The following is a 14,066-nucleotide window of genomic DNA, read 5'->3' as shown; positions in this document are numbered from 1 at the left end:
GCGGTCCCCGCCGTACCGGGCCGGGGCACGGAGGAAGCGGAGACGGGGGGAACGGGTACGGCCCGCGCGGATCCGGTTCACTCCACCCTCCGGAAGCGCTCCAGGGGGACCACCGAGTCGCCGCGGATCTCCTTGGCCGCGCCGAAGCCGAGGAATCCGAGATCCAGGGAGCAGGACACCTCGACCCTGACCCGGCCGCCCTCCTGCCACTGGGTGCCGTCCAGACTGACCGCGGGCTCGCACTCACCGGACAGGGACGCCTCGGCCGCGTCGGCGGCGGAAGCCTCAGCGTCGGCGCGGGTGCGCTCGACCGAGGCGGCCCGGGCCGCGTCCCTGGCCGCGCCGTTGACCTCGCCCTGGGCCTCCACGACCCGGCCCGCGCCGACCAGGAAGAGCAGGAAGAGCAGGAAGACCGGGGCGAGCAGCACCGTCTCGGCCGAGAGCGACCCGCGCTCGGCCCCGTCCGCGCACCGGACGTGCGGAGACCGGGGACGGCGACCGGCCGGGCGGGCTACTGGCATCCCTCACTCCCGTCGTCGGGGCGGAAGCACTCGACCGGGCCGCCGAAGCGCGCGGTGACGGTGAACGTCGTGGACGGCAGCAGCGGCACGACCTGGACCGCGGTCGCGGTGACCTCGACACCGCGCCGGTCACCGTCCTCCCAGGCGGTGGCGGTGGCCCCGGACAGCAGCCCGGGGCCGACGGCCCGGAGCACCTCGCCGGCCCGGGCCTCGGCGTCCTCCCGCCAGGAGTCGGTGTCGACCCTGGCCAGCCGTGCGCCCTCCCGCGCGGCGGCGTCGGCCACCTGGCGGCCGTGGAACCAGAGGGCGAACTGCACCACGAGCAGGATGACGACCAGCACCACCGGCATGATCATGGCGAGCTCGACGGCGGTGGCCCCCCGTTCCCGTTCCGGACCACGGACGCGGACACGGTCACGGTCACGGACGCGGACGCGAACGCCGACACCGGCACCGGCACCGGCACCGGCACCGGCAGGACGGTCCCGGCCGCGCACCCGGTCACGGCTCGGTGCCGCCACCGCCGTCACCTCCGGTGTCACCGCCCGCGCCTCCGCCGCCGAACTGGTCGGAGATCTCCGCCTGCTTGTCCTGGACCAGCTGCCTGATGAGCGTGGCCAGGCCGAGCGCGACCCCGGCGATGATGGCGGTGATGATGACCCACTCGACGGCCGAGGCCCCCCGGGTGGGGGCGTTGCGCGCCTTGTCGATCCGCACGCTCAGCAGCGCGACCGTATAGACGACCCACGGATGGTTGACCATGGTCAGGACCCCAACATCTTCATAGCGGCCGGGAAACTCAGGAAGATCACGAAACCCGCGCAGAGCAGGAGCTGGGCGACGAGCATCGACTGGGACCGCTCGCCCGCCTGCCCCTCCACCTCGGCGAGCTCACGCCGCCGCAGGGTCGCGGCGCGTGCGGTCAGAGAGGCGCGGACCTTGGCCCCGTCGTCGGCGACGAGGCCGAGCGCTGCGGACAGGTCGCGCAGCTCGTCCACGTTGATCTCGTCGCCGAGCTGGCCGAGCGCCTGCCAGGGGGTGATGCCGACGATCCGGGCGTTGCCGAGCGCCTCGCGGATCCGGGCCATCGCCCAGTTCGCGCCCTCCCCGGGATCCGCCGTGCTCGCCGCACTCGCCGTGCTCACCGAGACCGCCATCATGAGCGCCTCCGGTACGCCCCGCCCGCCGGCCAGGTTCATCGCCACCAGGTCGAGGAAGGCGCCGACCACGTGCCGGAAATCGCGGCGCATCCGCGCGGCGTCCCGCCGGATCTGCAGGTCCGGCAGGAAGAAGAAGACCGCGGCGACGGCGAGCGCGCTCCACAGCGGGACGGTCAGCGAGACGCCCCAGCCCATCAGCGCCAGCCAGCCCGCCAGCAGCGGGAAGGCCAGCAGGCCGGAGGCGGCCAGCAGCGCCTTCGTGGCCAGGAACCCCTCGAAGGACTTGCCGAGCAGCGCCAGATCGGCCCTGGCCGACCGGACTTCCCAGCCGCGGGCCGCGTACAGGCGGGCCATCCGCTCACCCAGTCCGCGCCGGAACGCGCTGACCTCCTCGTCGGGCAGGACCAGCCGCATGCGCGGGGCGTCGGTGCCCTCCCGGGCCGCGTCCAGCGCCAGCAGCCGCGTCACCAGTCCCGGCCGGGCCGGGAAGAGCGCCCGCACCAGCAGGAACAGGCCGAGGCCGAGGACTCCCCCGGCGAACAGCGCCTCAGTCATCACGCACCTCGCCTCCGGAGGACAGGCCCAGCAGGCGGGCGGGCTTGTCGAACCGGGCCAGGCGCCGCATCCACGCGAACCCGGCGCCGAAGAAACCCGCCACCACGACCAGCACCGCCTGGCCGAGGGCGTCGTCGTACTCGGCCACGTAGTCGGGGTTGAACACCACCAGGACCGCCGCGAAGGTGACGGCCGTACCGGTCACGATCTGCACGCTGCGCCGGGTGGAGCGCCGCTCGGCCTCGACCCGGCGGCGCATGTCCAGCTCCTCGCGGGCCGATACGGCGAGCGCGCCGAGCACGTCGCGCAGGCCGGGGCCGCGCAGCCGGGAGTTGAGGATCAGCGCGGCGACCACCAGGTCGGCCGAGGGGTCGTCGAGCTCGTCGGCGAACAGGCGGAGCGCGTCGGGCAGCGGCATCCGGGTGTGCAGGCGGTCCACCAGGTCGCGCAGGTGCGGGCGGAGCATCGGGGAGGCGGCCCGGATCGAGGACGGGATCGCCTGCTCCAGGCCGGAGGCCCCGGCGATGGTGTCGCGCAGCGACTCGGTCCAGGCGGCCAGGCCCTCCAGCCGCCGCATCGCCGTCCGCTCCTCCGCAGCGCCGCCGGACAGACCGCGCCAGCCCAGGGCCAGCAGTACGGCGCCGGCCGCCATGACCGGCCACCCCGTCACCGCGAGCACGGCCACCCCGGCGATCGCCCCGGCGGCCGACCTGGTGGACAGGGCCTTCAGCAGCTCGCGCCGCCCGGCCTTCCTGCCGGGGGCGGGCGGGCGGGGACGCACGCCGTACAGGGCCAGGCCCAGCAGGAACAGGCCGCCGCCCACGGCGGCTCCGGCGAGCAGCGCCAGCGGGTCGAGCAGCCCCGGCGGGATCGGGATCACCGGCACCGCCTCCCCGGCCGCGGCCCGCGGGGCGGGGCCGTTCCCGCACCGGGCCGTCCGCCCGCCGCGCCGCACGGGACGGCCGCGCCGGGCCGTCCGCCCGCCGCGCCGCGCGCGGCGGCCGCCATGTCCACTCCCCGGGGTCGTAGCCGTGGTAGGCGAGCTCCTCCAGGCAGGACAGCGGCGCGTGCGGCGTCGCACGGCCGTCCGGCCCGGCGGTGAAGACCTCCGAGGACAGCACCCGGCCGTCGACGCCGGCCACCTCGCGCACGCTCGACACGAAGCGCCGCAGCCGCCCGCCCCGGGCGTAGTCGTTGCGCTTCTCGATGAAGACCACGAAGTCGATCGCGCCCGCGATCAGCATGTGGGTGGCCTCGATCGGCAGCCGCTCGGCGGCCTGGAGCGCGTAGGTGGCGATCCGGTTGAAGACCTCCATCGAGGAGTTGGCGTGGATGGTGGACAGCGACCCGTCGTTGCCCTGGGTCATCGCGTTGAGCATGGTGACGATCTCGTCGCCGAGGACCTCTCCGACGATCACCCGGGAGGGGTTCATGCGCAGGGAGCGGCGGACCAGCTCGGCCATGCTGATCTCACCCTGGCCCTCGGAGTTGGGCAACCGCTGCTCGAAGGCCACCACGTTCGGGTGGAGCTCCGGGAACTGGTCGAGGCCCAGCTCCAGCGCGCGCTCGACGGTGATGAGCCGCTCGGTCGGCGGGATCTCGTTGGCCAGCGCGCGCAGCAGGGTCGTCTTCCCGGCGTTGGTGGAACCGGCGATCATGATGTTCTTCCTGGCCGCGACGGCGGCCGACAGGAAGCGGCCCAGGGTCGGGGTGAGCGTGCCGTTGCCCACCAGGTCGCTGAGGAAGACCTTGCCGAGCCGGGCGCGGCGGATGGAGACCGCCGGGCGGACCGTCACGTCCATGACCGCCGAGAGCCGCGACCCGTCCGGGAGCCGCAGGTCGAGCTGGGGGTTCGCGGTGTCGAAGGGCCGGCTGGACAGGCCGCTGTAGGCGGCGAGGATCTGGATCAGCTCGACCAGTTCCTCGTCGGAGTCGGCGACCGGCTCCCCCATGACCTCCCGGCCGTCGGCGTAGCCGACGAAGACCCGGTCGCAGCCGTTGATGTCGATGTTCTCGACCTCGGGGTCGTCGAGCAGCGGCTGCAGCCGGCCGACGCCGAACAGCGCCGCGTGGATGCCGGAGGCGAGGGCCTCCTCCTCCTCGGCGGTGGGCGGCGTACGGCCGACGCCGATCTCACCGCGGGCGTACTCCTCCAGCACCTGCGCGATCAGCGCCCGGGCGAACTGCCGCTCGTCCTCGCCGGTCATCGGGGGCAGGCCGCTGGCCTGGTCCAGACGGCGCTGGTGGGCCAGCCGGTCGCCGACCTCCTGCCGGAACCTCTTCACCAGGGTGTGATCGATGCTCACGCGGCCTCCTTCGTCGGCCGCGTGAGCAGGGCTGCCGCGCCCATGGCTCGCTCGCTCCGCCCGCTCACGTACCCTCCCGCCATCCGGCCGGGGCGGGGTACGGGGCCGGGGGACCCTGGGGGGCGGGTGCCGGGCCGTACGGGCCGGGGGCGTCACCGCGCAGGGCGGACGCACCGCTCCGCGGACCGGGGGCGTCGTCCCGTGGGCCCGGGACGCGCCGCGGGCCGGGGGCACCGCCGTACGGACCGGGATCACCGGGCGGGGCGGGCGCCGGGCCGTACGGGGCCGAGACCTCGCGGGAGGGCGGGGCGTCCGGGGGGATCTCGGCGGCCAGGCGGCCGGCGAGCTCTCGCGCGGTACGGATCAGCAGCGAGCGGTCCAGGCGGCCTCCCCACTGCCCGCGCAGCAGTTCGGCGCCCTTGGGGTCGTGCGCGAGCCCCGCCACGAAGGAGACGTCCCTGCCGGTCGCGGCGACGATCCTGCGGACGTCGTCGATCGTCCCCCGATACTGCCGGGGGTCGGCGATCACCACCACCCCGGCCCGCGTCCCCCTCGGCATCACGTGCAGGCGCTCGCGCAGGTGGGCGACGTGGTCCAGGCTCCCCCGGGTGAACAGGACGACCAGCTCCGCCTCGGCGACGAGCTCCCCCAGCTCGGGGTGCCCGCCCAGGCGGCCGCAGTCGGCCAGCACGTCGGCGCCGGGCAACGCGGCGAACGCCCGGCCGAGCGGTCCCCAGAGCCAGGTCAGGCCGGCCGCCTGCTCCCCGTGGGTGAGCCCCGCCAGCACGTCCAGCCCGCCGACGATCTTCTGGGTGTGCTCGTGGATCAGCGCGGGGGTCAGGCCGCGGCGGGCCGTGGCCCCCAGCGTGAGCAGCCCGCGGCCGGGATTGAGCACGCCGCCGTCGGCGGCGGGCAGCCGGTAGGCGAGGTCCCCTCCGGCGGGGTCGCACTCCGCCACCAGCACCGGGCGCGGCCAGACCGCACCGAGCGCCGTGGCCGCCGTGGTCACGCCGGGTGCGCCCTTGTCCGCGGCCAGCACGATGAGCGCCACGTCAGCGCGCTCCCGGCAGCTCGGCCAGGGCGATCTCGCCCCGGGCGGAGTAGCCCACGACCGTGGGGGAGATCGAGGAGTCCACGATGATCGTGATCTGCCCGGCGGAGCCGCCGCGGCCCTGCGCGCCGACGCTGTGCACGAGCGCGCTCTGCGCGAGCACGCGACCGGGCGAGCCGCTCGACTCGCCCCGCGCGGGCACGTGGACGACCTGGACCCGGTCGCCCGCCCGCAGCGTGGAGGGCATCTGCCCGGGCTTGAGCGCCAGGCCCACCTGGGCCTTCCCCGGGCCGAGCTCCTCGCTGGCGGACAGGGTCATCGCCTCGGTGAGCAGCGTGCCCGGGAGGATGGTGACGCGGGCGAAGGTCTTCGCGACCTCGGCGCGCGCGGAGTAGGGCACGTAGCCGATGCCGGTGTCGGCGATCTGGACCTCGCGCATCGCCGCCTCGGTGATGGGCTGCCCGGTCCCGATCTGCTGGACGACCTGGATGGCGGAGACCCGGTCGCCGCTGCGCAGCACCAGCAGGGTGGTGGCGAGCGCCCCGCCCAGGATGAGCAGGACGGCGAGCGCCGCGAGCGCGGGTTTGCGCTCGCGCGGGGGAACGGGGAGTTTCCGTGCCGCCGGCCCCGACAGGGCGCCCGCCGGAGCGGTCCGGTCCGCGTTCACCGGCGCGCGGCCTGATGGCTTCTCGCTTGTCGTCCTCATGGGCGAGGGGGCTCCCAGAGTGATCACGTATGGGTTACTGGTCGAATTTACGCCATTATGCGTACCTTGCCGATGTGCCGTAGGGCAAAAGCGAGGACCAATGCTCGTTTGGTAGGAACAGCTTGTCAATGCCAGTTCACAGGAACCTTGCTCGTCCGGTGGATGACATCGGGACCGGCTAGCGATACGGACGGAAATAAATGCATTTAACAACCGTCACACTGGCCACACCAGCCATTTCACCGCCATCCGGGCGAAGTTCACCCCGACCCTTCCTGGTTGTGCACCACCTTTCACGCCGACTCATTCTGAACCCGTTCAAGACATGCCGTCCTGGGACCATGGCAACGCGGTCCAGGCGGGTCCCGCCCGGCGCGGGAGGACTCCGCCGCGCCCTCCGGGCGGCCGTCGGGCGGCTCCGCCCGCAGGGCCGCCGGGGCACCGGCGGCCTCTCCCCGCCCGCACCACCGGGCTCCCGCCCCTCCCCGCGGGTCACCCAGCGGACCGCCGGCCGCCGGTGAGCCGCCCTCGCGCGCTTCCGCCTCTCCGCGGACCGCCTCGCCCCCACGGGATTCCGGCGGGCCGCCCCGGCCGGGGAAGCCCCCCGTCCCCGTGAGTTATCCACAGGCGGGGAGGTTTTCCACAGATGGGGCCGGACGCTCCCCGCGCGCCCGACCGTTTCCGGCATGGTGGATGTCCACGGGAAACGGCACGACACGTCGGCACCGACCGGAAGTTGTCCACAGGAAGGGAGGTTTTCCACATAGCGCCCCCGAGTGCGCGCGTCTGCCGCGAATGCCCCTTCCCAGACCGTCCCCAGTCGCTAGGTTGGCAGGGGGCCTGACCGAGGAGAGCGGCGATGCGGATCATGCTCACCGTGCTCAGCGAGCACGCCGACCGGGACGTCCTGGTCGAGGGTGACGAGACGACCACGGTCGCCCGGCTCGCCGAGGCGCTCGCCGGGCAGGCGGGCGAACGGCACACCAACGTGGTCCGGCTGACCCGCAGCCGGGCCCCCTACGGCCTGGGCCGCTCCGGCGCGGGGACCGCGCCGCCCGAGCTCTGGCGGGACGGCCGCGCCCTTCCCCCCGACGCACCCGTGCTCGGCCTGCTGCGCGACGGCGACCTGGTCACCCTCGACCGGCGCCTGGCCGTCTCGACCTTCGCCGACGAGCCCGGCGGCATCGTGGAGATCCGGGTGGCCGGCGGCCCGGCCGCCGGATCCGTGCACCGTCTGGGCTTCGGCGTGCACACCGTCGGCTCCGACCCCGCCTGCACGGTCGCCCTGCACGATCCCCTCCTGCCCGCCCGGGCAGCCGTCGTGCGGCTCACCCCCGACGCCGTCACCGTGGAGCCCGTCGTGCCGCGGACGGGCGCCTCCTCGGGCTCCCTCCCCCCGGCGCGGGGCTCCTCCGGCCGCCCTGCGGGGCCGCGCCGCCCGCGGCGCGGGGGCTCGGCCCCGGACGTCGGCCCGGCGGAGCGCACCGCTCCTTCCCGCCCCCGGTCCCCCGAGGACGTCGCGGGTCTCCTGCTGGACGGCGAGCCGGTGGAGCGGGCGGTCGACTGGCCCGAGCACGCGGTGCTGACCTGCGGTTCCTCGGTGCTGACGCTGACGGCCGTCGAGCCGCCCGACGCGCACCTGGACCCCCGGCCCGGCGGCGGGCTCGCCTACAACCGGCCGCCCCGGCTCCGCCCTCCGGCGGCCGAGCGGCGCCTGGAGGTCCCGGCCGAGCCCCGGCGGGCCGAGACCATGCGGCTGCAGCTGCTGACCGCGGCCCTGCCCCTCCTGCTCGGCCTGGGCATGGCCTGGGTCCTCAAGACGTGGTACTTCCTGCTGTTCGCGCTGCTGAGCCCGTTGATCATGATCGGGCAGTGGTGGAGCGACCGCAGGCACGGCCGCAAGCGGTACCGGCAGCAGATGAAGGACTACCGCGAGCGCCTGGCGGTCTTCGAGGCCGCCGTGGAGCGGGCCCGCGCCGCCGACGAGGCCGCGCGCCGCGCCGCCTCCCCCGACCCGGCCGAGGTGCTGCTGACCGCGACCGGGCCGCGGCGGCGGCTCTGGGAGCGCCGCGACCACGACCCCGACGCGCTCCGCCTCCGGATCGGCCTCGCCGACCTGGCCGCCGACCTGGAGTTCGTCCCGGAGCGCGCCGCCCCGCCCGACGCGCCGCTGCCCGAGCCGCCGATCTGCCGGGCGGTGCCGGTGGCGCTGGCCATGCGGCGTCTCGGCGTGGCGGGTCTGACCGGTCCCCGGGACGTCACCGCGGGTCTGGCCCGCTGGCTCGTCGGCCAGGCCGCCGTCCTGCACAGCCCGCGCGACCTGGCGATCGTGGTGCTGTCGGCGCACGGCGACGGCGAGGAGCGGTGGAACTGGGTCCGCTGGCTGCCGCACTGCGCCCCGCACGGCGGCGAGGACTGCGTGGCGCTGGTCGGCGCCGACCCGGAGGCGGCCGCCCGCCGGGTCGGCGAGCTGACCGCGCTGATCGACGAGCGCCTCGGCGAGGAGGGTCGACCGGCGGCTGCCGCCCGCCTCCCGTCCGGCTGGGGCGGGCTCGCCGGCACGGCGGCCCCGGAGACGCCCGTCTACGACGAGCGCCCCCACGACGTGCTGGTCCTCCTGGACGGCGCCCGGGTGCTGCGCGCCCTGCCGGGCATGCCGCAGGTGCTGCGCCAGGGCCCCCGCGCGGGCGTCTACACCCTGGCGCTGGACGACGACCAGCGGCTGCTGCCCGAGGAGTGCGCCACCGTCGTGCGGGCGGAGCCGGACGGCCTGCTCCGGTTGCGCGGCGGCGGCCTCGACGACCTCGGCGAGGTCCTGGCCGACCAGGTCTCGCCCTCCTGGTGCGACCGGCTGGCCCGCTCCCTGGCCCCGGTGCGCGACGTCAGCCGCGACGACGCGGGCTCGGCCCTGCCCTCCTCCGCCCGGCTGCTGGACCTGCTCCGGCTCCACCCGGCCCCGGAGCTCCGCACGTCCTCCGTGTCCCCCTGGCCGCCCGTCTCCCCGGGCTCCCCCGGCCCGCGGAGCCCGCTTCCCCCCGCGGCTGCGGGCCCCGCGGCCCCCGGCCCCTCCGGCGCCGCGGGCGGCGCCGGAGCGGGCGTCCTGTCGGGAGCGGCGCTCGCCGAGCGGTGGGGCCGCTCCACCGAGGCGGTGATCGGCGTCGGGCCGGACGGCCCGTTCTCCGTGGACCTGAGCCGGGACGGGCCGCACGCGCTCATCGCGGGCACCACCGGCGCGGGCAAGTCCGAGCTGCTGCAGACGCTGATCTGCTCGCTCGCGGTCGCCAACCGGCCGGACGAGATGACGTTCGTGCTGATCGACTACAAGGGCGGAGCCGCCTTCAAGGAGTGCGTACGGCTCCCGCACACGGTCGGCATGGTCAGCGACCTGGACGGTCACCTCACCCAGCGGGCCCTGGCCTCCCTCGCGGCCGAGATCCGGCGCCGGGAGCGGTTGCTGCTGGCGGCCGGCGCCAAGGACATCGAGGACTACCACGCGCTGCGCGACGCCCGGACGGCCCGCGCCTCCCGCGACCTGCTGGTGGCCGGCGGCCCCTCCTCGATCGCCGCCCCGGTCACGCCGCTGCGCGGCCGGGGCGGTGACCGGCCGCCCCCGGCGCCGCCCGCGCCGCTGCCCCGGCTGGTGCTGGTGATCGACGAGTTCGCCGCGCTGGTCGGCGAGCTGCCCGACTTCATGGCCGGGCTGGTGGACATCGCCCGGCGGGGCCGCTCGCTGGGCGTCCACCTGATCCTCGCCACCCAGCGGCCCGCGGGCGTGGTGACCCCCGACATCCAGGCGAACACCTCGCTGCGGATCGCGCTGCGGGTGACCGACGCCTCCGAGTCCTCCGACGTCATCGGCGCCCCCGACGCCGCCCGCATCGCCAAGTCCACCCCCGGCCGGTGCTACGTGCGCTCGGGGGCGGGCGCCCCGGTGGCGGTGCAGACCGCGCGGATCGGCGGGCGGAGCCCCGCCGCGGCGGGCGAGGCCCGGACACGGGTGACCGAGATCGGCTGGCGGGCGCTGGGCCACCCGGTGGCCGCGCCCGACTCCGGGGCGGAGGGCTCCCCCGACACCGACCTGTCGCTGCTCGTCGACGCCCTGCGGGAGGCGGCCCGGATCGCCGGGATCCCCGAGCAGCCCAGCCCCTGGCTCGATCCGCTCCCCGACCTCGTCGTCCTTCCGGACCTGCCCGACCCGTCCGGTTCCTCCGGGCGCCCGGCCCTCTCCGGAGGGCCGGGTCCGGCTCCGCGCCCCGGTGCGGACGGTTCCGGGCGGGCGGACGGACGCGCGGACCCGCCCCGGGAGCCGGTGGGCGGCCGCCCGCCGTACCTGGTGGGGAGTGAGGAGGTGCCCCCGCTGGTGTTCGGGACGACCGACCTGCCGTGGGCACAGGACCGGCGGGCGCTGGAGCTCGACCTGGCGCACGGCGGGCACCTGCTCATCGCCGGTACGGCCCGCAGCGGGCGGTCCACCGCGCTGCGCACGCTGGCGGGGGCGATCGCCGCGGGCGCGTCCCCGCAGGACGTGCACCTGCACGCGATCGACTGCGGGTCGGGGGCGCTGCTTCCCCTGGTGGCGATGGCGCACTGCGGCGCCGTGGTGACCCGCGACCAGCTCGACCGGGTCGAGCGCCTGCTGGCCCGCCTGCGGGCGGAGGTCGGGCGGCGCCAGCAACTGCTGGCCGAGGCCGGATACGCCTCCCTGGCCGAGATGCGCGCCTCCTCCGGCGCCCCGCGGCCGCCCTGGCTGGTGCTGATGCTCGACCGCTGGGAGGGGTTCGTCGCGGCGTTCGAGGGCTACGACTACGGGCGGCTGGTCGACGCCCTGCTGCAGCTGCTTCGGGAGGGCCCGGCCGTCGGGCTCCGCGCCGTGGTGACCGGTGACCGGTCCGCGCTGCTCGGGCAGATCTCCACCGTCTTCGACGACCGACTGATCCTGCGCCTGGCCGACCCCGCCGACTACGGGCTGGCCGGGCTGCCCGTCAAGGACCTGCCCGCCGCCCTCGCTCCCGGCCGGGCGCTGTCCATGGGAGAGCACGGCCTGACCGAGAGCCAGATCGCCCTGCTCGACGCCGACCCCTCCGGTCCCGCGCAGGTCGCCGTGGTGCAGGCGCTCGCCCGGACGGTGCCCGACCGGTTCCCCGGCACCGCCGCCCCTCAGGTGCACTCCGCCGGCACCGCCGCGCAGAGCGCGGACGGCACCACCGCGACCGGCTCGGACGGCACCGCCGCGGCTGCCGCCTCCGGCCCTTCCGGGCCCGCGGAGCGGATCGGCACCGCACGGCCCGCCGAGGTCCCGGGCAGGCCCGTGTGGATCTGGGACGGCGAGCCGCCGCTGCGGGTGGACGCGCTGCCACTGCGGATCACCGCCACGCAGGCGATGGGCCTGGTGCCGGACTTCGAGCCGCCCTCTCCCCTGTGGGCGCTGCTCGGCGCCGGCGGCGACTCCCTGGCCCCGCTCGGTGTCGACCTGCAGGCCCAGGGTCCCGGCGCGGTCGTCGCGGGCCCGCCCCGGTCGGGCCGCTCCTCGGCGCTGCTGACGGCCGCCCGCTCCCTGCTCGGCCACGGCACCCCGGTCGTCCTCGTCACCCCCAGGCGCAGCCCGCTGCGCGCGCTGGAGGGCGCCGACGGGGTGCTGGGCGTGCTCGACGGGGAGGGTGACCTGGCGGCGGCCGTCGCGGGCCGGGAGCGCTACGCGGTGCTCGTCGACGACGCCGAACTGCTCTCCCCGGACAGCCCGCTCGGCACGGCCCTGGAACAGGCGCTGCGCACCGGCCGCGACGGCGAGCACGGCCTGATCCTCGCCGGTTCCACCGGCGACCTGACCACCGCCTACCGGGGCTTCGTCGCCGAGGCCCGCAAGTCCCGCACCGGCCTGCTGCTGGCGGTCCAGAGCCCCGCCGACGGCGATCTGTTCACCGTACGGCTTCCGCGCGGCGCGGTCGGCGGCCCTCCGGGCCGGGGCCTGCTCGTCACTCTGGGAACGGTGACCCCGGTCCAGACGGCCCTGCCGGGGTGATGACGTCAGGCGAAGACCTCGATCTGGCAGCGCACTCCGTTACCCCGGACGATGCGCGCATCACTGGTGATCAACGGACAGGACAGCGGCTCGGCCGATCCGCCTTTCCCCACCGGCGCTTCGACCAGCGCACTCGCGTCCGCCGCGATCACTTTTGAGATCTTCCTCTGGCCGGCTCGCTCGGGATGTCCTCGGGGGAGGCGGTGTCGACCGCGCCGGCCTCGGCTCGTTCGAGGATCTCTTCGAGGCTGGGCTGACGGGCGTCAGCGACGAGTTCGCCCAGCGGATATTCCTGCGAGGACTGCCGGGCACGCATCGCCCGCTCCTTGTAGGTGAGGCAGACCCCGTCGGGGATGTCGCGGATCTGGATCGTCGCCACAGCGCTGGTTCAGCACGTCAGCGCTGAACCAGCGCTGTGGCGGGCGGGGTCACTGCGTGGCGGAGTGGATCCTGCCACGATAAGAGTTGATCACTCTCGACGCCTCGGCGAGTTCCTCTGCCATGCGCTCGAAGGCGACCCGGTAGTTCTGCCAGGCCTCGCCGAACCGCGTGGCGCCCGGGCCGGTCCAGGCCACGCCGACCTTTCCCGCCTCGGCGTTCAGCGCGGCCACGATCTCCTGCACCTGGCCGGCCCGCTGCTGGAACTGGCGGGCCATGGCGTCCATTTCTTCCAGGTTCCCACCGACCATGCTGTGACTCATGCCGTCTCCTTCGGGATCGGTGTCAGAGGGGTCACCAAACGAACTCACGGTACGCGCATGGATCACTTGCTATCAGCGTTATACCCAGCGGTTATGATCTCCGCCAGACACCGTTGTTTTTTTATCCGTTTATCGCGATATGAGGGGCAGCCGGAAATGCGGGAGATCGTGGTGACCGGTGGAGGCACCGGGATCGGATACGCCATCGCGGCGGCGTTCGTCGCGCAGGGGGACCGGGTCACCGTCACCGGGCGGCGGGAGCAGGTGCTCAAGGAGGCGGTCGACCGGCTGGACGCGGGCCGTACCGGGCGCGCCGGTCACGCCGCCTTCAACGCGGCCGACCCGGTCGCCGTGGGCGAGGCGCTGGACAGGCTGCCCGCCCGAGTGGACGTGCTGGTCAACAACGCCGGAGGGAACACGGACCTGGACCGCGCGCCCGCCGACGACGACCTGATGGACGTGGCCGAGGGCTGGTGGGCCAACCTCAACGCCAACCTGATGTCGGCCGTGCTCGTCACGACCGCGCTGACCCCCCGGCTCGCCGACCACGCCAGGATCGTCACGATCGGCTCGATCGCCGCCAGGGGGACGGGCTCCGGGTCGTACGGCGCCGCCAAGGCCGCCGTGGAGGCGTGGACCGCCGACCTGGCCGCCGAGTTCGGGCCGCGCGGCATCACCGCCAACGTCGTCTCCCCCGGCCTGATCGTGGACACCGAGTTCTTCCGGGGCCGCCTCACCGAAGAGGGCATACGCCGCCGGGTGGAGAACACGAGGAACGGCCGCGCCGGCACCCCCGAGGACGTGGCGGAGACCGTGCGATTCCTCGCCTCTCCGGAAGCGCGCCACATAACCGGCCAGGTCATCCACGTCAACGGCGGCGCGTATCTCGGAAGGTGAGACCCGGCGGAACCGGGGAATCAGGAGGCGCTTACACTCCGTTGGAGGCCCGTCCGGCCCCGTTGTCCGCGTGCATGAAGGGAACGACCTCGGTGCAGAAGGTCCTGATCGCCAACCGTGGTGAGATCGCCGTGCGGATCGCCCGCGCCT

The 14,066-nt window shown here is 75.2% G+C and carries 13 protein-coding genes and 1 pseudogene; 3 read left to right on the top strand and 11 right to left on the bottom strand.

Annotation, left to right across the window (positions count from 1 at the left end):
- Positions 1-77 precede the first annotated feature (77 nt).
- The 6 genes and pseudogenes from ABD823_RS02205 to ABD823_RS02180 all read right to left on the bottom strand — a co-directional run.
- Complete coding sequence (locus tag ABD823_RS02205; protein ID WP_344855305.1) at positions 78-521, bottom strand: TadE/TadG family type IV pilus assembly protein; 444 nt, start codon at positions 519-521, stop codon at positions 78-80.
- On the bottom strand, positions 512-1,018 hold the full coding sequence (locus tag ABD823_RS02200; RefSeq protein ID WP_344855615.1) for a TadE/TadG family type IV pilus assembly protein: 507 nt from the start codon (positions 1,016-1,018) through the stop codon (positions 512-514). The genes ABD823_RS02205 and ABD823_RS02200 overlap by 10 nt, the downstream gene beginning before the upstream one ends.
- 4 nt (positions 1,019-1,022) lie before the next feature.
- Positions 1,023-1,283, bottom strand: a complete 261-nt coding sequence (locus ABD823_RS02195; protein WP_344855303.1) for a Flp family type IVb pilin — start codon at positions 1,281-1,283, stop codon at positions 1,023-1,025.
- Between the two features lie 2 nt (positions 1,284-1,285).
- Complete coding sequence (locus ABD823_RS02190) at positions 1,286-2,236, bottom strand: type II secretion system F family protein (protein ID WP_344855301.1); 951 nt, start codon at positions 2,234-2,236, stop codon at positions 1,286-1,288.
- Entirely contained in the window at positions 2,229-3,116 is an 888-nt protein-coding gene (locus ABD823_RS02185) for a type II secretion system F family protein (RefSeq protein WP_344855299.1), read from the bottom strand. The genes ABD823_RS02190 and ABD823_RS02185 overlap by 8 nt, the downstream gene beginning before the upstream one ends.
- A 451-nt stretch (positions 3,117-3,567) precedes the next feature.
- Positions 3,568-4,395 (bottom strand): annotated as a pseudogene (locus ABD823_RS02180) (TadA family conjugal transfer-associated ATPase); the annotation flags it as partial.
- Between ABD823_RS02180 and ABD823_RS02175 the strand changes: the two are divergent.
- A complete protein-coding gene (locus ABD823_RS02175) occupies positions 4,310-4,531 on the top strand; it encodes a hypothetical protein (protein WP_344855297.1) in 222 nt (73 codons plus the stop codon). The pseudogene ABD823_RS02180 and the gene ABD823_RS02175 sit on opposite strands and share 86 nt — an antisense overlap.
- 75 nt (positions 4,532-4,606) lie before the next feature.
- Here the strand turns inward: ABD823_RS02175 and ABD823_RS02170 are convergent, their stop codons facing one another.
- Entirely contained in the window at positions 4,607-5,593 is a 987-nt protein-coding gene (locus ABD823_RS02170) for a hypothetical protein (RefSeq protein WP_344855295.1), read from the bottom strand.
- A 1-nt stretch (position 5,594) separates the two neighbouring features.
- Positions 5,595-6,299 (bottom strand): hypothetical protein, encoded by a 705-nt coding sequence (locus tag ABD823_RS02165; RefSeq protein WP_344855293.1) that lies wholly within the window; start codon positions 6,297-6,299, stop codon positions 5,595-5,597.
- A gap of 859 nt (positions 6,300-7,158) precedes the next feature.
- On the opposite strand from ABD823_RS02165, the gene ABD823_RS02160 reads away from it, so the two are divergent.
- On the top strand, positions 7,159-12,318 hold the full coding sequence (locus tag ABD823_RS02160; protein ID WP_344855291.1) for a type VII secretion EssC family protein: 5,160 nt from the start codon (positions 7,159-7,161) through the stop codon (positions 12,316-12,318).
- Between the two features lie 5 nt (positions 12,319-12,323).
- Here the strand turns inward: ABD823_RS02160 and ABD823_RS02155 are convergent, their stop codons facing one another.
- Genes ABD823_RS02155 through ABD823_RS02145 form a run of 3 tightly spaced genes read right to left on the bottom strand, consistent with a single transcriptional unit; the run spans position 12,324 to position 13,019 of the window.
- On the bottom strand, positions 12,324-12,470 hold the full coding sequence (locus ABD823_RS02155; protein ID WP_344855289.1) for a hypothetical protein: 147 nt from the start codon (positions 12,468-12,470) through the stop codon (positions 12,324-12,326).
- Entirely contained in the window at positions 12,467-12,697 is a 231-nt protein-coding gene (locus ABD823_RS02150; protein WP_344855287.1) for a hypothetical protein, read from the bottom strand. The genes ABD823_RS02155 and ABD823_RS02150 overlap by 4 nt, the downstream gene beginning before the upstream one ends.
- Before the next feature lie 49 nt (positions 12,698-12,746).
- The gene (locus tag ABD823_RS02145) at positions 12,747-13,019 is read right to left on the bottom strand and encodes a WXG100 family type VII secretion target (protein WP_344855285.1); all 273 of its coding nucleotides are present in this window, start codon (positions 13,017-13,019) and stop codon (positions 12,747-12,749) included.
- Between the two features lie 156 nt (positions 13,020-13,175).
- Here ABD823_RS02145 and ABD823_RS02140 point away from each other — a divergent pair, with 156 nt between their 5' ends.
- Positions 13,176-13,916: an SDR family NAD(P)-dependent oxidoreductase gene (locus ABD823_RS02140; protein WP_344855283.1), complete on the top strand. Its 741-nt coding sequence runs from the start codon at positions 13,176-13,178 to the stop codon at positions 13,914-13,916.
- The last annotated feature ends 150 nt before the right edge of the window (positions 13,917-14,066 follow it).

Source organism: Planomonospora alba, assembly GCF_039534085.1.
GTDB lineage: Bacteria > Actinomycetota > Actinomycetes > Streptosporangiales > Streptosporangiaceae > Planomonospora_B > Planomonospora_B alba.
The sequence above is the reverse complement of the archived record's forward strand: the minus strand, read 5'-3'. Positions and strand labels throughout refer to the sequence as shown.

Excerpts from the sequence above, each read along its gene's own strand:
- ABD823_RS02205 (WP_344855305.1), bottom strand. The coding sequence starts at position 521 with ATGCCAGTAGCCCGCCCGGCCGGTCGCCGTCCCCGGTCTCCGCACGTC.
- ABD823_RS02195 (WP_344855303.1), bottom strand. The coding sequence starts at position 1,283 with ATGGTCAACCATCCGTGGGTCGTCTATACGGTCGCGCTGCTGAGCGTG.
- ABD823_RS02190 (WP_344855301.1), bottom strand. The coding sequence starts at position 2,236 with ATGACTGAGGCGCTGTTCGCCGGGGGAGTCCTCGGCCTCGGCCTGTTC.
- ABD823_RS02175 (WP_344855297.1), top strand. The coding sequence starts at position 4,310 with ATGCCGGAGGCGAGGGCCTCCTCCTCCTCGGCGGTGGGCGGCGTACGG.
- ABD823_RS02165 (WP_344855293.1), bottom strand. The coding sequence starts at position 6,299 with ATGAGGACGACAAGCGAGAAGCCATCAGGCCGCGCGCCGGTGAACGCG.
- ABD823_RS02160 (WP_344855291.1), top strand. The coding sequence starts at position 7,159 with ATGCGGATCATGCTCACCGTGCTCAGCGAGCACGCCGACCGGGACGTC.
- ABD823_RS02145 (WP_344855285.1), bottom strand. The coding sequence starts at position 13,019 with ATGAGTCACAGCATGGTCGGTGGGAACCTGGAAGAAATGGACGCCATG.
- ABD823_RS02140 (WP_344855283.1), top strand. The coding sequence starts at position 13,176 with ATGCGGGAGATCGTGGTGACCGGTGGAGGCACCGGGATCGGATACGCC.